This window comes from Pseudomonas sp. FW306-02-D09B (assembly GCF_058782685.1).
The window spans coordinates 77,184-93,653 of record NZ_JBYSXY010000017.1 but is presented as its reverse complement, the minus strand read 5'-3'; the positions used below and the strand labels follow the sequence as shown (position 1 = coordinate 93,653).

Annotated in this window: 18 protein-coding genes; 11 read left to right on the top strand and 7 right to left on the bottom strand. The window is 59.8% G+C overall.

Annotated elements, in window-relative coordinates; all coding sequences use genetic code 11:
• Positions 1 to 60 precede the first annotated feature (60 nt).
• Together AC3WK5_RS24155 and AC3WK5_RS24150 are read left to right on the top strand one after the other, a co-directional pair.
• A complete protein-coding gene (locus AC3WK5_RS24155) occupies positions 61 to 732 on the top strand; it encodes a TetR/AcrR family transcriptional regulator (RefSeq protein ID WP_103316806.1) in 672 nt (223 codons plus the stop codon).
• 33 nt (positions 733 to 765) lie between these two features.
• Entirely contained in the window at positions 766 to 1,620 is an 855-nt protein-coding gene (locus tag AC3WK5_RS24150; protein ID WP_103316804.1) for a sulfurtransferase, read from the top strand.
• A gap of 109 nt (positions 1,621 to 1,729) precedes the next feature.
• On the opposite strand, the gene AC3WK5_RS24145 is transcribed toward AC3WK5_RS24150, so the two are convergent.
• From AC3WK5_RS24145 to AC3WK5_RS24125, 5 genes are all read right to left on the bottom strand, one after another.
• On the bottom strand, positions 1,730 to 2,569 hold the full coding sequence (locus AC3WK5_RS24145) for an AraC family transcriptional regulator (protein WP_103316803.1): 840 nt from the start codon (positions 2,567 to 2,569) through the stop codon (positions 1,730 to 1,732).
• A gap of 4 nt (positions 2,570 to 2,573) precedes the next feature.
• The gene (locus tag AC3WK5_RS24140; protein WP_103316801.1) at positions 2,574 to 3,572 is read right to left on the bottom strand and encodes a hydrolase; all 999 of its coding nucleotides are present in this window, start codon (positions 3,570 to 3,572) and stop codon (positions 2,574 to 2,576) included.
• Between the two features lie 72 nt (positions 3,573 to 3,644).
• Entirely contained in the window at positions 3,645 to 4,262 is a 618-nt protein-coding gene (rsmD, locus tag AC3WK5_RS24135) for a 16S rRNA (guanine(966)-N(2))-methyltransferase RsmD (protein ID WP_054594477.1), read from the bottom strand.
• On the bottom strand, positions 4,262 to 5,752 hold the full coding sequence (locus AC3WK5_RS24130) for a M16 family metallopeptidase (RefSeq protein ID WP_103316799.1): 1,491 nt from the start codon (positions 5,750 to 5,752) through the stop codon (positions 4,262 to 4,264). Before AC3WK5_RS24130 ends, rsmD begins: the two co-directional genes overlap by 1 nt.
• Positions 5,745 to 7,106, bottom strand: a complete 1,362-nt coding sequence (locus AC3WK5_RS24125; protein ID WP_054594475.1) for a M16 family metallopeptidase — start codon at positions 7,104 to 7,106, stop codon at positions 5,745 to 5,747. Before AC3WK5_RS24125 ends, AC3WK5_RS24130 begins: the two co-directional genes overlap by 8 nt.
• Before the next feature lie 342 nt (positions 7,107 to 7,448).
• Between AC3WK5_RS24125 and ftsY the strand changes: the two genes are divergently transcribed.
• The 4 genes from ftsY to rpoH all read left to right on the top strand — a co-directional run bounded on the left by ftsY (position 7,449) and on the right by rpoH (position 11,642).
• Positions 7,449 to 8,987, top strand: a complete 1,539-nt coding sequence (ftsY, locus tag AC3WK5_RS24120) for a signal recognition particle-docking protein FtsY (RefSeq protein WP_103316797.1) — start codon at positions 7,449 to 7,451, stop codon at positions 8,985 to 8,987.
• Positions 8,984 to 9,655 (top strand): cell division ATP-binding protein FtsE, encoded by a 672-nt coding sequence (gene ftsE / locus AC3WK5_RS24115; RefSeq protein WP_019694097.1) that lies wholly within the window; start codon positions 8,984 to 8,986, stop codon positions 9,653 to 9,655. The genes ftsY and ftsE overlap by 4 nt, the downstream gene beginning before the upstream one ends.
• Entirely contained in the window at positions 9,652 to 10,674 is a 1,023-nt protein-coding gene (gene ftsX, locus AC3WK5_RS24110; RefSeq protein ID WP_103316795.1) for a permease-like cell division protein FtsX, read from the top strand. Before ftsE ends, ftsX begins: the two co-directional genes overlap by 4 nt.
• Positions 10,675 to 10,787: 113 nt before the next feature.
• A complete protein-coding gene (rpoH, locus tag AC3WK5_RS24105) occupies positions 10,788 to 11,642 on the top strand; it encodes an RNA polymerase sigma factor RpoH (protein ID WP_019694095.1) in 855 nt (284 codons plus the stop codon).
• Positions 11,643 to 11,849: 207 nt separating this feature from the next.
• On the opposite strand, the gene mtgA is transcribed toward rpoH, so the two are convergent.
• Complete coding sequence (mtgA, locus tag AC3WK5_RS24100; RefSeq protein WP_103316791.1) at positions 11,850 to 12,572, bottom strand: monofunctional biosynthetic peptidoglycan transglycosylase; 723 nt, start codon at positions 12,570 to 12,572, stop codon at positions 11,850 to 11,852.
• Positions 12,573 to 12,646: 74 nt separating this feature from the next.
• Between mtgA and AC3WK5_RS24095 the strand changes: the two genes are divergently transcribed.
• The 5 genes from AC3WK5_RS24095 (at position 12,647) to AC3WK5_RS24075 (ending at position 15,880) form a co-directional block, all read left to right on the top strand.
• Positions 12,647 to 13,018 (top strand): DUF423 domain-containing protein, encoded by a 372-nt coding sequence (locus AC3WK5_RS24095; RefSeq protein ID WP_103316788.1) that lies wholly within the window; start codon positions 12,647 to 12,649, stop codon positions 13,016 to 13,018.
• Positions 13,019 to 13,108: 90 nt separating this feature from the next.
• The gene (thiS, locus tag AC3WK5_RS24090; RefSeq protein WP_177474842.1) at positions 13,109 to 13,309 is read left to right on the top strand and encodes a sulfur carrier protein ThiS; all 201 of its coding nucleotides are present in this window, start codon (positions 13,109 to 13,111) and stop codon (positions 13,307 to 13,309) included.
• 64 nt (positions 13,310 to 13,373) lie between these two features.
• Positions 13,374 to 14,168 (top strand): thiazole synthase, encoded by a 795-nt coding sequence (locus AC3WK5_RS24085; protein ID WP_019694092.1) that lies wholly within the window; start codon positions 13,374 to 13,376, stop codon positions 14,166 to 14,168.
• 9 nt (positions 14,169 to 14,177) lie between these two features.
• Positions 14,178 to 14,903 carry a tRNA (guanosine(46)-N7)-methyltransferase TrmB gene (gene trmB / locus AC3WK5_RS24080; protein WP_103316786.1) on the top strand — a complete coding sequence of 242 codons (726 nt, stop codon included), beginning with the start codon at positions 14,178 to 14,180 and terminating at the stop codon, positions 14,901 to 14,903.
• Between the two features lie 185 nt (positions 14,904 to 15,088).
• Entirely contained in the window at positions 15,089 to 15,880 is a 792-nt protein-coding gene (locus AC3WK5_RS24075; protein ID WP_103316784.1) for a hypothetical protein, read from the top strand.
• 29 nt (positions 15,881 to 15,909) lie between these two features.
• On the opposite strand, the gene AC3WK5_RS24070 is transcribed toward AC3WK5_RS24075, so the two are convergent.
• Positions 15,910 to 16,458, bottom strand: a complete 549-nt coding sequence (locus AC3WK5_RS24070) for an RNA 2'-phosphotransferase (RefSeq protein WP_103316781.1) — start codon at positions 16,456 to 16,458, stop codon at positions 15,910 to 15,912.
• Positions 16,459 to 16,470 lie beyond the last annotated feature (12 nt).

Genomic DNA, 16,470 nt, shown 5'->3' with positions numbered 1-16,470 from the left:
TCCGCCAGCGGATAGGTCGTAAGATGCCCGGCAACGCACTGAAGAATTAAAGCTCAAGCCATGGCCCCACGAATAAAAACCAGCGAGCGCATCGTGCAGAACAGCCTGGAGCTGTTCAATCAACAGGGTGAACGCAGCATCAGTACCAACCATATCGCTGCGCACATGGAGATTTCTCCGGGCAACCTGTACTACCACTTCCCCAACAAGCAGGCGATCATCGCCGTGTTGTTCAGTGAGTACGAAGCCCTGGTAGAGAGCTTCCTGCGCCCACCCCAGGGCCGCGCCGCGACCGTTGAAGACAAGCGCTTCTACTTGCAGGAACTGCTGTCCGCCATGTGGCGCTACCGGTTTTTGCACCGCGATCTCGAGCACTTGCTCGACAACGATGTGGAACTGGCTGCCCGCTACCGGCGTTTTTCCCAGCGTTGCCTGATCCAGGGCACGGCGATTTACGCAGGCTTCGTCGACGCCGGCATCCTGTGCATGGACAAGGTCCAGATCGAATCCCTGACGCTCAATGCCTGGATCATCCTCACGTCCTGGGTGCGTTTTCTGTGCACCACACGGGAAAATTCCAACCACCTCAGCGAGCAAGCCATTAAACGTGGCGTGTATCAGGTGCTGGTGCTGGAAGCCGGATTTGTCACGGAACAAGCGCGCGAGGCGGTCACTACCTTGTTCGAGGAGTTTTACGTGCCGTTGGCCCAGGCTCTGGAAGAAGTGCAGTAGGATCGATCAAAGACTTAATCACAGGAGCCCGCTATGCCCATTGCGCAACTGATCAGCCCGAATGCCCTGGACCAGAAAAAGGCTCAGGCCGGGTTGGTGATTCTGGATTGTCGTTTTGCCCTCGAAGACCCGGATTACGGCCAGCGCAGCTATGCCCTGGGGCATATCGAGGGTGCCTCGTTTGCGGACCTCGAACGTGACTTCAGCGGACCCGTAGTCAAGGGTGTCACCGGTCGCCATCCATTGCCGACGCCGCACCACTTGATTCAGCGTTTGCAGGATTGGGGCATCAGTAACGACAGCGAAATCGTTTTGTATGACGACGGCCCCGGCATGTATGCCGCGCGGGCCTGGTGGTTGCTGGCGTGGCTGGGCAAGCGCGACGGTGTGTTCATTCTCGACGGTGGCCTCAAGGCCTGGCACGCGGCGGGTTTACCGCTGAGCCTGGATCCTCCGGCAATCAGCCGTGGCTCCTTCACCGGCGCGCCGGACCACACCTTGTTAGTGAGTGCCGAAAAACTGCAACAGCGCCTCGGTCAGCCGACCCTGACCTTGCTCGATGCCCGGGGCCTGCCGCGTTTTCGTGGCGAGGTCGAGCCGATTGATCCGGTCGCCGGGCACATTCCCGGCGCGCAATGCGCGGCCTTTACCGACAACCTGGATGCCGACGGGCGTTTCCTTCCCGCCGATCAGCTCAAGCAGCGCTTTGCGGCGAAACTGGGTGATCGTTCGCCGACCGAACTGGTGGCGTATTGCGGCTCTGGCGTGACCGCGTGCCACAACCTGTTTGCGTTGTGCCTGGCGGGTTATCCATTGGGCTCGCTGTATGCCGGGTCGTGGAGCGAATGGATCACCGATCCGGCGCGGGGCGTCGCTACCGGCGACTAATCGCCAATCCAATGTGGGAGCGGGCTTGCTCGCGAAAGCGGTGTGTCAGTCGACGTTGATATCTGCTGACATGGCCTTTTCGCGAGCAAGCCCGCTCCCACAGTAATGCTTATTTCCTGGACGATTGTCGGGCACTGCGATACGCCCCCGGCCCAACGCCGTAAACCTTCTTGAACTGTCGGCTCAGATGACTTTGATCGGCAAAACCCAATTGGGTGGCGACTTCCAGCGGCAGGCAACCTTCCTGCAATAACGCACGGGCCTGGGCGATACGCTGCTGCATCAGCCAGGCGTGCGGCGGCATGCCGGTGGCGTAGCGAAACACTCGGGCGAAGTGGAAGGGCGAAAGGTTCACCGCAGCGGCCAGTTCTTCCAGGGAGGGCGGTGCAGCGAGCTGCGCGTGCAGCAGTTCCTTGGCCCGGGCGATGGCCCGATGTTCCTGTCCAGGTTGACCGGGCGTTGCTACTGCGGCGTGACGTTGCAGCAACGACAGCATCATTTCCCGCCATGCGGTCTGCTGTTGCAGCGCACTGGCAGGGCTCTCCAGCAAACGGTGCAGTTGGCAAAGGCCACTCACCAGATCCGGGTCGCGATACAGCGTCGCACCAAAGGCCGGTAAGTCGTGGTCAGGCAGCTCAAGTTCGCCGAGCAACGAAAGAATTTGCTGATTGTCGGGATAGAACGCCCGGTACAGCCAACCGTTGTCCGTGCCTTTGTGGCCCGTGTGCAGTTCGTCCGGATTGATCACCACCAGCGTCCCGCTGCCGGCCAGATGCTCGGCACCACGATAGCGGTAGCGTTGAGCGCCGGCCATGATGATGCCGATGACGAAACCGTCGTGTACGTGAGGGACGAAGCGCTGTTCGATGTAGCGCGCGGACAACAGCTCGACGCCGGCCAACGGTGCCGTTTGCCAGAAGTGGATCGACTCGCTCGGAGTGGCCTCCATGGCCTTACTCGCGACCCGTGTTGGCGAGCCAGCGCGGGATGCGCCGTTCCAGGTAGTAACCGGGGTTGCGGAACGTGCCGTCGACAAAGCCGACATGCCCGCCCTTGGCCTGCAACTCGAACTGCGTGCAGCCCGATAACTCGCTGGCGTGCGGCAAGCTGTGGAGAAACACGAAAGGGTCGTCGGCCGCTTGAATGATCAAGGTCGGCGTGCGGATCTCACCGAGAAAATACCGGCTGGAGGCGCGGCGATAATAGTCATGCGCGTCCTTGAAACCGTTCAGTGGCGCAGTCACCCGCCCATCGAAATCCCAGAACGTGCGCAGGTTCTCCAGTGAGCCGAGTCTGGCCAGGGTCTCCAGGCCCTCGTGGTGGCCGTCGTGGAGGAACTTCTGTTGCTTGTTCTTGATGTAGGCGACCATTTCGCGCATGAAGTGCGCTTGATAGATCTTGGAAAGTCCCTGGCCGATGCGGTCGGCGCATTGGTCCAGGCGAAAGGGGACCGAGACCGCCACCGCGCCCTGCAACTGACTGCCACTGCCGGTTTCACCCAGGTGCTTGAGCAGCACGTTGCCGCCCAGCGAATAGCCGACCGCGTACAGCGGCGCCGATGGGCGGGTGGCTCGCAGGTGGTTGATAGCCGCCGCGAGGTCTTCGCTGGCGCCGGAATGATAGCTGCGCGGCAACAGATTCGGTTCGCCCGAACAGCCGCGCCAGTTCAGCGCCACGCTGGCCCAGCCTTGGGCGAACAGGGCTTTTTGCAGGCCGGCTACATACGGCGAGTTCGAAGAGCCGGTCAATCCGTGCAACACCAGCACCAGAGGCGCATTGGCGCTGTGCGGCCCGTGCCAGTCGAGATCGAGGAAGTCGCCGTCGTCGAGCCACAGACGTTCGCGTTGTCGATCCAGATGAGTGGTTTTGCGCCACAGCGGTCCCCACAAGGTTTGCAGATGCGGGTTGCCGAGGCCGAAGGCCGGGATGAAACGATCAGGCGGTGTAGGCACGGTTGTTCTCGATGCAGCGGCGCGTGCCAGAGATTGTTAACCCCAGGCACGCGCCTTGTTCAGGCCGGTGGATTAACCGGCGATCTCTGCCATACGGTGCCACAACGCGTAGTAGACCCGCCCGGACTTTTGCTCCCGGTGCAGACGCCAGCCCCCTGGCAGACCGAGGGTCGATGGCGCGGTCTCACTTTCAGTGTAGATCCACGCGTCGTCGGCGAGCCATTGGCGTTCTTCAAGTAATGTGCAAACGGCGGGCAACAGGTTCTGGTTGAACGGTGGGTCGAGGAACACCAGGTCGTAGGCGATCGCTGGCTGGGTTTCCAGGTAACGCAAGGCATCGGCGGTTTGCACCTGGCCGACGGTGCAACGCAGCGTTCCCAAATGTTCTTTCAGGCTGGAAACCGCCAGGCTGCTGGCGTCCAGCGCCTGGCCCATGGCGGCGCCACGGGACAGCGCTTCGAGAAACAGCGCGCCGCTGCCGGCAAACGGATCGAGAACCTTGGCCCCGGCAACGTACGGTGCGAGCCAGTTGAACAGGGTTTCACGCACGCGGTCGGGCGTCGGACGCAGGCCCGGAGCGTCCGGGAAACTCAGGCGACGGCTGCGCCACTCGCCGCCGATGATGCGCAATTGGTTCACGCCGTTATGCACGTTATGAACAGGTTTTTTAGGACGCGATGGACTGGCCATTAATGCTCCGGAACCCCGAGCGGCTGCTCGGATGGTTTGTCAGTTGGGGCCGGTAACGGCTTTTGCGGCACGGTCGGACCAGCAGAAACGATGACCATTTTGTCCGTGCTCAGGTGTTTGTTCATTGCCGCGGTGACCTGCTCGACCGTCAGGCTTTGCGACTGCCGCATGAAGTCTTCAAGGTAACTCAGCGGCAAGTTATAAAAGCCCATGGCGCCCAGTTGGCCGACGATATCGGCGTTGCTGGCGTTGGACAGCGGGAAGCTGCCGGCCAGTTCACGTTTGGCGTCGTCGAGTTCTTTCTGGGTCGGGCCGGTTTTCAAGTAGTCGGCGAGCACGTCCTGCACCAGTTTGAGTGTGCCTTCGCTCATTTCGGCGCGGGTTTGCAGGTTGATCATGAACGGGCCTCGGACCTGCATCGGGGTGAAACCGGAATAAACGCCGTAGGTCAGGCCGCGTTTTTCACGTACTTCGCTCATCAGTCGGGTGCCGAAGCCACCGCCGCCGAGAATCTGGTTGCCCAAGGAGACGGCCGCGTAGTCCGGATCGTCACGGTCGATGCCCAGTTGCGCGAGCATCAGGTTGGTTTGCTTGGACGGAAACTCGATGTGCCCGATGCTGGCTTTTGGTTCAGCCGGTTGTTCGATTTTCGCCAGCGCCGGGCCTTTTGGCAGTGCGACGGAAATCTGTTCGGCAATCGCTTCGGCTTCGCTGCGCGACAAGTCGCCCACCAGTGCAATCACCACGTTGCCTGCGGCATAGGCTTTCTCGTGGAAGGCCCGCAATTGCGCCACGGTAATCGGCGGCACACTTTGCGCATTGCCGTCGCTTGAGTGCGCGTATGGGTGGTTGCCATACAAGCGCTTCATCAGCTCAAGGCTCGCCAGTTTGCCGGGGCTCTGCTTCTGGTATTCGAAGCCGGCGAGCAACTGGTTCTTGATGCGCGCCAATGAGTCGGTCGGGAACGTCGGTTTGCCGACCACTTCAGCGAACAGCTTCAGCGCCGGTTCGCGTTTATCCACAGCGCTCAGGCTGCGTAATGTGGCGACGGCCATGTCTTTGTAGGCGCCGTTGCCGAAGTTTGCGCCAAGGCCTTCGAAGCCTTCAGCGATCTTGCCGACATCTTTACCGGCGATACCTTCGTTGAGCATGGCATTGGTCAGCACCGCCAGACCCGGTTTATCACCGTCCTGACTGCTGCCGGCGGCGAAGATCAGGCGCATGTCGAACATCGGCAGTTCCGGGGCTGCAACGAACAGCACCTTGGAGCCTTCAGCGGTTTTCCAGGTTTGCACGTCCAGCGTGCGGTGGCTCGGCGCTTTACTGTCGAGTTCGGCCAGTGATTGCAGCTTTTTGCTGGCCTTGGCCTGGTCGAGGGCTTCGCTGGCGTTGGTCTCGGTCGAACGGCTGAGGTAGAAACCGAACGCGGCGACCAGTGCGACGAGTAACAGGCCGATCAGGGCCAGACGTGGCTTTTTACTCTCACTCATGAGCGGTTTCCTCGGGCAGTGGCAGTACATGCGCAACGCTGAGACGTTCGCGAGTGAAATAGGTGCGGGCGGCTTTCTGGATGTCTTCCGGTGTCACGCTTTGCAGCTCGGCGAGTTCGGTGTCCATCAACTTCCACGACAGACCGACGGTTTCCAGCTGACCAATGGCAGTGGCCTGGCTGGTGATCGAGTCACGCTCGTAGACCAGGCCGGCGATCACTTGTGCGCGTACACGTTCAACTTCATCAACTGAAGGCGCGGTGGTTTTCAGCTGTTCGAGCAGTTTCCACAGGCCGGCTTCGACTTGGGCCATGGTTTTGTGTTTCTGGGTGTTCGGCGTGGCTGACAAAGTAAACAGGCTGTCACCGCGGGTGTAGGCGTCGTAGCTCGATGAACCACCGGAGACCAGTTCTTCGCCGCGCTCCAGTTGCGCCGAGATGCGCGCGCTGTAGCCGCCATCAAGCAATGCCGCGATCAACCGCAGGGCATTGACCGAGCGCTTGTCTTGCGCAGTGGCGATGCTCGGCACGTTGAAGGCCAGCATCAGGCTCGGCAATTGTGTCTGTACGTGCAGGGTGATCTGGCGCTCGCCGGGCTCGGCCAGTTCCAGCGGAATCTTCGCTGGCGGCACGTCGCGCTTCGGGATCGGTCCGAAGTAGCGCTGGGCCAGGGCTTTGACTTCGTCCGGGGTTACGTCACCGACCACCACCAGCGTGGCGTTGTTCGGCACGTACCAGGATTTATACCAGTGGCGCAGTTCTTCGACCTTCATGCGATCCAGGTCAGCCATCCAGCCGATGGTCGGCGTGTGGTAGCCGCTGGCCGGGTAGGCCATGGCCTTGAAGCGCTCGTAAGCCTTGGCCATCGGCTTGTCGTCGGTGCGCATGCGGCGCTCTTCCTTGATCACTTCGATCTCGCGGCTGAACTCGTCGGCCGGCAGGCGCAGGTTGGCCATGCGGTCGGCTTCCAGTTCAAAGGCCACGCCCAGGCGATCACGCGCCAGCACCTGGTAATACGCGGTGTAGTCGTCGCTGGTGAAGGCGTTCTCTTCGGCACCGAGGTCGCGCAGGATCAACGACGCTTCGCCAGGGCCGACTTTCTCGCTGCCCTTGAACATCATGTGTTCCAGGGCGTGGGACAAACCGGTCTGGCCCGGGGTTTCGTAGCTGGAGCCAACCTTGTACCAGATCTGGGAAACGACGACGGGGGCACGATGATCCTCGCGCACGACGACCTTGAGGCCGTTGTCGAGGGTGAATTCGTGGGTCGGTTGGGGGGCGGCAGCCAAAGCTGAAAGGGGCAGACAAACTGTGCTGAGCAGCAGGCCTGCAGCGCGGCGGGCTAGAGCATTCATTCGTTTTTAAACCTGTTGGGCTGCCCGCTAGGTCTTAGCGTCAGCGGGCTAGAGGGTGCTAGGATACTGATCCGTTTTACTGGCGGCCACGCCTATCAGGCTTTTGTGCTTGATCAGGCTGTATGGGTTCACGGCGGAAAGCCTCTGTTTATCAGCTAAACTCCGCTTTTTCGCCGATTTTGCCAGTTCAGTCCTTCGTAAAATCGATCCTTGAGGTGCTGTTGAGCACTTCGACAAAATGTTGCGCGTGAACAAGCTGGGTGAAACGCAGTCTGTTCTGCATCGAATATTTATTTGCCGAGGCGCCATTGGCGCGTCGCTACCGTGAGATAGCCGTCCTCCATGTTTGGTTCCAACGACGACAAGAAGACCCCAGCTGCGGCTGGCGAGAAGAAAAGCCTGTTCGGATGGCTGCGCAAAAAGCCGCAGGCACCCGCCGTCGAACAGCCACAGCCACTTCCAGAGGTTGCGCCTGAGCCGGTAATAGAAGCAGCGCCCGTTGCGCAAGCACCGGCTGCTGCCGTATTGCCGATAGCCGAGCCGGTAGTGCAGCCGGTTGTCGAGCCAGCGCCTGTGCCCCTGGCTGAAGTGCCGCGCGCACCAGAAGTCATACACAAACCGTGGTTGACGCTGCCGGTGGCTGAAGAACCGGTCGCCCTGGTCGAAAACGAGCTGGCGCCGCATGTCACGCCACCGATTCCTGCGCCGACAGTGGTTCAGCAAGCGGTAGAGCTGCTGGTGGTCGAACCGGTCCCGGTCATTGATCCGGCGGCTGAACAGTTGATGGTTGATGAACCTGATCTGCCTCAGCCAGTGATTGCGGCATTTGTGGCTCCAGAACCTGTGCCTGCACCAGCGCCCGTCGTTGCGGCTCCGGTAACAGCGCCAGCGCCGGTCGTTCCGGTTACGGCTCCGGTTGCAGCCGAACCGGTTCGCACCGAAGAAACCAAAGCCGGCTTCTTTGCCCGCCTCAAGCAAGGCCTGTCGAAAACCAGCGCCAGCATTGGCGAGGGCATGGCCAGCCTGTTCCTCGGCAAGAAGATCATCGATGACGAACTGCTCGAAGACATCGAAACCCGCCTGCTGACCGCTGACGTGGGTGTCGAAGCGACATCGGTGATCATTCAGAGCCTGACCCAGAAGGTCGCGCGCAAGCAGCTGGCCGATGCCGATGCACTGTACAAATCCTTGCAGGCCGAGCTTGCCAACATGCTCAAGCCGGTCGAGCAGCCGCTGAAAATTACCTCGCAGAACAAGCCGTTCGTGATTCTGGTGGTCGGCGTCAACGGTGCCGGCAAAACCACCACCATCGGTAAGTTGGCGAAGAAGCTGCAGCTTGAAGGCAAGAAAGTCATGCTCGCAGCCGGTGATACCTTCCGTGCCGCGGCGGTCGAGCAATTGCAGGTTTGGGGCGAACGCAACAAGATCCCGGTGATCGCCCAGCACACCGGCGCCGACTCGGCTTCGGTTATCTTCGATGCGGTACAGGCCGCCAAGGCCCGTGGCATTGATGTGCTGATCGCCGATACCGCCGGTCGCCTGCACACCAAAGACAACCTGATGGAGGAACTGAAAAAGGTTCGCCGGGTGATCAGTAAACTCGACGCCGATGCGCCGCATGAGGTGCTGCTGGTGCTCGACGCTGGTACTGGCCAGAACGCCATTAGCCAGGCCAAACAATTCAACCAGACAGTCGAACTGACCGGCCTGGCCTTGACCAAACTCGATGGCACGGCCAAGGGCGGGGTGATTTTCGCCCTGGCCAAGCAGTTTGGCCTGCCGATTCGCTACATCGGTGTCGGCGAAGGCATCGATGACTTGCGTACCTTTGAAGCAGAACCCTTTGTCCAGGCACTATTTGCCGAGCGGGAGCGTTCATGATTCGTTTCGAACAGGTCGGTAAGCGCTATCCGAACGGTCACGTCGGCTTGCATGAGCTGAGCTTTCGAGTCCGTCGGGGCGAGTTCTTGTTTGTCACCGGCCACTCCGGCGCCGGTAAAAGTACCCTGCTGCGGCTGTTGCTCGCGATGGAGCGTCCGACCACTGGCAAACTGCTGCTGGCCGGGCAGGACCTGGCGACCATCAGCAACGCGCAGATCCCGTACCTGCGCCGGCAGATCGGCGTGGTGTTCCAGAACCACCAGTTGTTGTTCGACCGTACGGTGTTCAACAACGTCGCCTTGCCGTTGCAGATTCTTGGCTTGTCCAAGGCTGAAATCGCCAAGCGCGTGGATTCGGCCCTGGAGCGCGTTGCACTCTCGGACAAGACCGACCTCTATCCGGGTGATCTGTCCACCGGTCAGCAACAGCGTGTCGGCATTGCCCGCGCCATCGTCCATCGCCCGGCCTTGCTGCTGGCGGACGAACCGACTGGCAACCTCGATCCGCGTCTGGCGGCAGAAATCATGGGCGTCTTCGAAGACATCAACCGTCTGGGTACCAGCGTGCTGATCGCCAGTCACGATCTGGCGCTGATCGCCCGCATGCGTCATCGCATGTTGACCTTGCAGCGTGGCCGATTGATCGGCGACGGGGAGGCCGGGGTATGAGTGCAACACGCAGTCCGAAGGTTTCCGAGCGCGTGGCCCCGAAGGCCGCCGATCCGCAACCACAGAAGAAAAAGCGCGATGAAGACGATGGTCCGGACTTCAGCACCTTGTTGCGCGCCTGGATCGAAAGTCACCGCGCCAGTTTGCTGGACAGCTTGCGGCGTCTGGGCAAGCAGCCCATCGGCAGCTTCTTCACCTGTCTGGTGATGGCGGTTGCCCTGAGTTTGCCGATGGGCTTGTCGTTGCTGCTGAACAATGTCGAACGTCTGGGAGGCTCCTGGCAGCGTGCGGCGCAGATCTCGCTTTACCTGCAGATCGATGCCAGCGCCAACGAAGGCGAGCAACTGCGCGAGCAGATCAAGGGCATGCCGGGCGTAGCCGATGCCGAATACATCAGTCGCGAGCAGGCGCTGGAAGAGTTCCAGCAGCAGTCCGGTCTGGGCGAGGCACTCAAGGAGCTGCCGCAGAACCCGTTGCCTGGCGTGGTGCTGGTTACTCCGAATGAAGTCGACAAGACGACTCTTGAAGCATTAAGACAAAAACTTTCCGAGTTGCCGAAGGTACAACAGGCGCAACTTGATCTAGTCTGGGTCGAGCGTTTGGCGGCCATCCTCAAGCTGGGCGAGCGGTTTGTCTTCGGCCTGACCGTGTTGCTGGTTTCTGCATTACTTTTGGTGATAGGCAATACCATTCGTCTTCATATTGAAAACCGCCGCACAGAGATAGAAGTGATTAAACTCGTCGGCGGCACTGACAGCTATGTGCGTAGGCCCTTTCTGTACATGGGTGCGCTATATGGCTTCGGTGCGGGGATTCTTTCCTGGGGTGTTCTGGCGTTTGGCCTGAATTGGCTGAACGACGCAGTGGTTGGGCTGGCCGGCTTGTATGGCAGTAATTTCGCGTTGGCCGGGGTGCCGGTTGCCGATGGTCTTTCACTCTTGCTAGGCGCAGTGCTGTTGGGGTATATCGGTGCATGGATTGCGGTAGCGCGCCATTTGAGAGAGCTCGCACCGAAGTAGAGTCTTATTGCTTGTATGACCTTTCAGCGTATAGGGGAACTTGTCCTTCGGTTCCCGGTCAACTTTTCGCAGTGCTGAACTGCACGAGTTATGTGAGTCGGAGGTTTTTTCGTATGACCACTTCTTTGCAACCTGCTTATGCTCTGGTCCCAGGCGCGAACCTGGAGGCTTATGTGCATACGGTGAACAGCATTCCATTGCTGACACCGGAGCAGGAGCGTGAACTGGCCGAGAGTCTCTACTATGAGCAGGATTTGGGGGCGGCTCGGCAGATGGTGCTCGCCCACCTGCGCTTTGTTGTACATATTGCCCGTAGCTATTCCGGCTACGGCCTGGCCCAGGCTGACCTGATTCAGGAAGGCAACGTTGGCCTGATGAAAGCGGTCAAGCGTTTCAACCCGGAAATGGGCGTGCGTCTGGTGTCCTTTGCGGTGCACTGGATCAAGGCTGAAATCCACGAATTCATCCTGCGCAACTGGCGCATCGTCAAGGTCGCCACGACCAAGGCCCAGCGCAAACTGTTCTTCAACCTGCGCAGCCAGAAGAAGCGTCTGGCATGGCTGAACAACGAGGAAGTCCATCGCGTAGCTGAAAGCCTCGGCGTAGAGCCGCGGGAAGTTCGCGAGATGGAAAGCCGCCTGACCGGCCATGACATGGCCTTCGACCCGGCCGCCGAAGCGGACGACGACAGCGCTTTCCAGTCGCCGGCCAACTATCTGGAAGACCACCGGTACGACCCGGCCCGTCAACTGGAAGATGCCGACTGGACCGACAACTCCACCCACAACCTGCACGAAGCGCTGGAAGTGCTGGACGACCGCAGCCGCGACATCCTCTATCAGCGCTGGCTGGCAGAAGAAAAAGCCACGCTGCACGACCTGGCGCAGAAGTACAACGTGTCGGCCGAGCGTATTCGTCAGCTCGAGAAGAGCGCGATGAACAAGCTCAAGCTGTCGATTGCTGCTTAAGCGGTAACGCAATAAAAAACGCCCCGATCAATGATCGGGGCGTTTTTGTTTGTGCCCAATAATCCCGGAACAACACAAAACCAATGTGGGAGCGGGCTTGCTCGCGAAAGCGTTGGGTCTGTCGACATCTATGTTGAATGATCAATCGCTTTCGCGAGCAAGCCCGCTCCCACAGTAGATCTTCAATGCTGCTGGAGTTGTGATCTACTACTGGTTCCAAGGCGCCCGGCGCGAATCGTTGAGTCCGGTCAGGTAGCTATCCCCGCCCAACTGGCTCATCTGCTGCCGAATCCAGCTCGCGCGTCGCAATACATAAGGGCTCGGATGGCCGGCGCTCCAGGCTCGCGGGTTTGGCAGTACCGCGGCCAGCAAACTGGCTTGTTGACGGCTCAGCGACCGGGCGCTCGCGCCAAAGTGATGCCTTGCAGCTGCTTCGGCGCCAAACACGCCGTCATCCCATTCCACGCTGTTGAGGTATACCTCAAGAATCCGCTGCTTGGGCCAGAACACTTCGATCAGCCCGGTAAACCAAGCTTCCAGCCCTTTGCGCAGCCAGCTGCGGCCGGACCACAGGAACAGGTTCTTCGAGACTTGCTGGCTCAAGGTGCTGGCGCCGCGGATTGAGCCGCCGAGTTCGTTGTGGGCCAGCGCGGCCTGGATCGCGCCGAAGTCAAAACCCCAGTGCTCGGGGAATTTCTGGTCTTCGCCAGCCATCACCGCGACCTTCAGGTCATCGGAAATGTTTTCCCACGGCTGCCAGTTGCGCTGCACGTCGATAGGCTCGCCATCGACCCAGGATTCGATCTTGCGCTCGACCATCAGCGCCGTCCCTGGAGGCGGAACGACGCGAAATAACAGCACCAGCAACACGCTGCCACCGGCGAACCAGAGCAGGGCTTTTGTGAAACGGCGGAACAATAAACGCAGCATAGAGATGGCTTGGCCGAACCCGTCGAGCGGGCCATTATACAGACCCTGCCCGATGATTCTGACTGGAGTTCCTCATGCTGCGTGGCTTTCTGATGCTGGCCGCTTTTTTCGGTTTCACCGGCGTGGGCCTGGGCGCATTTGCCGCCCATGGCCTGAAAGCCCGCCTGAGTGCCGAATACCTGGCGATTTTCCACACCGGCGTCACCTACCAACTGGTGCACACCCTGGCGCTGTTGGGCGTAGCACTGCTGGCCGTGCAGATTCCCGGGCGCTTGATCACCTGGGCCGGCGTATCATTTGCCATCGGCATCCTATTGTTTTCCGGCAGCCTGTACTTGCTGACCCTGACCGGTGTCAGCAAGCTGGGCATCGTGACGCCGTTCGGCGGTCTGGCGTTCCTTGTGGGCTGGCTGTGCCTGGGGATTGCCGCCTGGCGCTTGAGCTGACTTAAGAGTCCGTTTCAAGACGAATGGCTTGGGTCGACCTGACTGATCGGGCTAGAATGCTGGCCCCTAAAAATGATGGCGGCATCCGGCATGCGCATTCAGTTGAACGGCGAATCCCTTGAACTGCCCGACGGCGAAACCGTTGCGGCCCTGCTGACCCGTCTGGAACTGACCGGACGCCGGGTGGCGGTCGAACTCAACCTGGATATCGTTCCGCGCAGCCAGCACACGGAAACTGCTCTCAAGGAAGGCGATTCCGTAGAGGTCGTACACGCCATCGGCGGCGGCTAGACCTTTCGGATTTCCGAGCATCCACAGCATTCTGCAAGAACCTCACCCCAACAGAGGATTTCCGATGAGCAACGTACGCAGCGACAAGCCTTTCGTCCTGGCCGGTCGTACTTACCAGTCGCGTTTGCTGGTAGGTACCGGCAAGTACCGTGACATGGAAGAAACCCGCTTGGCCATCGAAGCCTCGGGTGCCGAGATCGTCACCTTCGCCGTGCGCCGCACCAACCTCGGCCAGAACCCCGGCGAACCGAACCTGCTCGAAGTCCTGTCGCCGGATCGCTACACCTTCCTGCCGAACACCGCTGGGTGCTTCGACGCTACCGAGGCTGTGCGCACCTGCCGCCTGGCCCGTGAGCTGCTCGGCGGCCACAACCTGGTGAAGCTGGAAGTGCTGGCGGACCAGAAAACCCTGTTCCCTAACGTGATCGAAACCCTCAAGGCCGCCGAAGTGCTGGTCAAGGAAGGTTTCGACGTGATGGTCTACACCAGCGATGACCCGATCATTGCCCGTCAACTGGCGGAAATCGGCTGCATTGCCGTCATGCCTCTGGCCGGTCTGATCGGCACGGGCCTGGGGATCTGCAACCCGTACAACCTGCAGATCATCCTCGAAGAAGCCAAGATCCCGGTGTTGGTGGATGCTGGTGTCGGTACGGCATCCGACGCGACCATTGCCATGGAACTGGGTTGCGAAGCGGTGCTGATGAACTCGGCCATCGCCCACGCCCAGCAGCCGATCATGATGGCTGAAGCGATGAAACACGCCATTGTTGCAGGTCGTCTGGCGTACCTCGCCGGGCGCATGCCAAAAAAACTCTATGCCAGCGCTTCCTCGCCGCTGGATGGTCTGATCAAGTAAGAGCCATTGATGACTGAATCGAACGACACGCCTATCCAGACGGAACAGGGCGAAGAGCGCCAACACCGCCGCATCAAGAGTTTCGTGATGCGCGCCGGGCGCATGACTGAAGGCCAGCAGCGCGGCCTGGACCAAGGCACGCCGCTGTTCGTCCTGCCGTTGGCCGACGCGCCGGTGGATTTTGACCAGGTGTTCGGTCGCTCGGCACCGCGCTCGCTGGAAATCGGTTTCGGCATGGGCCATTCGCTGCTGGAAATGGCCGCGGCTTCGCCTGATCAGGACTTCATTGGCGTTGAAGTACACCGCCCAGGTGTCGGCGCGTTGCTCAATGGCGTGTTGACTCAAGGCCTGACCAACCTGCGGGTCTACGATTGCGATGCGATCGAAGTGCTCAACCGTTGCGTGGCCGATAACAGCCTCGATCGCCTGATGCTGTTTTTCCCGGACCCGTGGCACAAGAGCCGTCACCACAAGCGTCGTATAGTTCAGGCGTCGTTCGCGGAGCTGGTACGCAGCAAGTTGAAAGTCGGCGGTGTGCTGCACATGGCCACCGACTGGGAACCGTATGCCGAATACATGCTGGAAGTGATGAACGTCGCGCCGGGCTACCGCAACCTTGCCGAAGACGGCAAGTGCGTACCGCGCCCGGCCGAGCGCCCGATCACCAAATTCGAACGCCGCGGCGAACGTCTTGGACACGGCGTGTGGGATTTGAAGTTCGAGAAACAGTCCTAAGCCCTACGCAATACACAATGTGGGAGCGAGCTTGCTCGCGATGAGGCCATAACATTCAACATCCAAGTTGACTGTCAGGCCGCCATCGCGAGCAAGCTCGCTCCCACAGTTGTTTTGTGTGGTGTTCAAGATCTGCATTTATCCGCCGAAAGCTCTACGTCCCCACTTGTAAAGGAAGACAAGTTTTGAAACTCATCTTCGCCTGCATGCTGTTTTTAAGTCTGCTGTGCTCTGTAGCATGCGAACCTGTTGTAACCCCCGATCAATACTTTCAACGCGCTCAGAGAGTGGCCGATAAGATCAGGCGTGAGGCCGATGAAAGGGTCAGGCGGGAAGACGCCGGGGAGCCTGATATCAAGTACAGCCCAGAGCAGCTGCGCAATGCAGAGGGTGATTTTGAAGCGCTCGTAGACAGTCTGAAACGGGCGTCTGATGGCGGACACACAGTTGCAACGTACTTTCTGGCTAACCTGCAGGACAATCCGAAGTTCTCTGAGCGGTCGCGCAAAGAGACTTGTAGCCTTTACCAAAAAGCTATGGACCAAGGCTTGTTGGCGGCTGCGGTTGGCTATTACCACTTGTGCGATAAGGCATACGAACGGTTTGATCTGCACAACGCAGATCACCTGAAGTACTTGCAGTCGCTGGAGCAGTTGCTGCAGAAGTCCGACGCCTATGGTGACGCCTATCCGTTACCGGCCAAGCATTCCCTATGTTTTTTGGATGAAGGGGCACCGTTGCCGCAGCACGGTGTACTGGCGGCCATACGGGCCCGCGCCGTCGCGCTAACCCTGACAGAAGACCAATATCGGGCCGAGGCCAACTACATTCTGGCACTGACGCGTGTAAGCGAGAATGACCGACCTGACAGTCAGAATATTGCCTATCTGGATAAGGCTGAAGCGTTGGGCTGCAATGACTACAACGGGCTCAACACGATGATTCGAAATGCAGGCAAGGTGTCCGACAATAAATAGCTGGCAGATGAGTTGGCGGCGGTCGGTGACTATAGGTGGGAGATGAATTTCACAGGCACAAGCTCTGTCAGCCAGACTCCATTCTCGGCTTGGTAGAACTTGAAGCCTTGATCCTGCATTTGTTGGGCAGCAACCTCCAGAATCACCACTGTCCCATAGCGTTGGCCCACGGCGCTGGCGGTTTCTACCTCCTGGGACAGGTGCACGTGACGCCGTGAGCCCGGAATCAGTCCCTGTTCGTTGATTGACGCCATGAACCGGGTCGCGGTGCCGTGGTACAGCGTCGCGGGGGGGCGCTTTTCTTCGAATTGCAGGTCGACGGTCTTTGTCGAATGACCCTGCACGGCGCGGATGCGTTGGCCGTCTGCGGAGATCGAAAAGCGTTTCTTATCGTTGCTCTCGACAACCTGCTGGATCAATTGCCGATCCAGGGTTCTACCGTCGCGTGCCGCGCCGCTTATCAGCGCGTCGATGGCCGCCCAGCCGTCGGTATCCAGTACCAGGCCAATGGTCTGCGGCTCGTGACGCAACACGTAGCTGAGAAATTTGCTTGTATCGTCCAGCAGTTTCTTACTCATGATCTTCCCTGA

Bases quoted from the DNA above. Each gene is read 5' to 3' on its own strand.
- AC3WK5_RS24155 (WP_103316806.1), top strand. From the start codon at position 61: ATGGCCCCACGAATAAAAACCAGCGAGCGCATCGTGCAGAACAGCCTG.
- AC3WK5_RS24150 (WP_103316804.1), top strand. From the start codon at position 766: ATGCCCATTGCGCAACTGATCAGCCCGAATGCCCTGGACCAGAAAAAG.
- AC3WK5_RS24145 (WP_103316803.1), bottom strand. From the start codon at position 2,569: ATGGAGGCCACTCCGAGCGAGTCGATCCACTTCTGGCAAACGGCACCG.
- rsmD (WP_054594477.1), bottom strand. From the start codon at position 4,262: ATGGCCAGTCCATCGCGTCCTAAAAAACCTGTTCATAACGTGCATAAC.
- AC3WK5_RS24130 (WP_103316799.1), bottom strand. From the start codon at position 5,752: ATGAGTGAGAGTAAAAAGCCACGTCTGGCCCTGATCGGCCTGTTACTC.
- AC3WK5_RS24125 (WP_054594475.1), bottom strand. From the start codon at position 7,106: ATGAATGCTCTAGCCCGCCGCGCTGCAGGCCTGCTGCTCAGCACAGTT.
- ftsY (WP_103316797.1), top strand. From the start codon at position 7,449: ATGTTTGGTTCCAACGACGACAAGAAGACCCCAGCTGCGGCTGGCGAG.
- ftsE (WP_019694097.1), top strand. From the start codon at position 8,984: ATGATTCGTTTCGAACAGGTCGGTAAGCGCTATCCGAACGGTCACGTC.
- ftsX (WP_103316795.1), top strand. From the start codon at position 9,652: ATGAGTGCAACACGCAGTCCGAAGGTTTCCGAGCGCGTGGCCCCGAAG.
- rpoH (WP_019694095.1), top strand. From the start codon at position 10,788: ATGACCACTTCTTTGCAACCTGCTTATGCTCTGGTCCCAGGCGCGAAC.
- mtgA (WP_103316791.1), bottom strand. From the start codon at position 12,572: ATGCTGCGTTTATTGTTCCGCCGTTTCACAAAAGCCCTGCTCTGGTTC.
- AC3WK5_RS24095 (WP_103316788.1), top strand. From the start codon at position 12,647: ATGCTGCGTGGCTTTCTGATGCTGGCCGCTTTTTTCGGTTTCACCGGC.
- thiS (WP_177474842.1), top strand. From the start codon at position 13,109: ATGCGCATTCAGTTGAACGGCGAATCCCTTGAACTGCCCGACGGCGAA.
- AC3WK5_RS24085 (WP_019694092.1), top strand. From the start codon at position 13,374: ATGAGCAACGTACGCAGCGACAAGCCTTTCGTCCTGGCCGGTCGTACT.
- trmB (WP_103316786.1), top strand. From the start codon at position 14,178: ATGACTGAATCGAACGACACGCCTATCCAGACGGAACAGGGCGAAGAG.
- AC3WK5_RS24070 (WP_103316781.1), bottom strand. From the start codon at position 16,458: ATGAGTAAGAAACTGCTGGACGATACAAGCAAATTTCTCAGCTACGTG.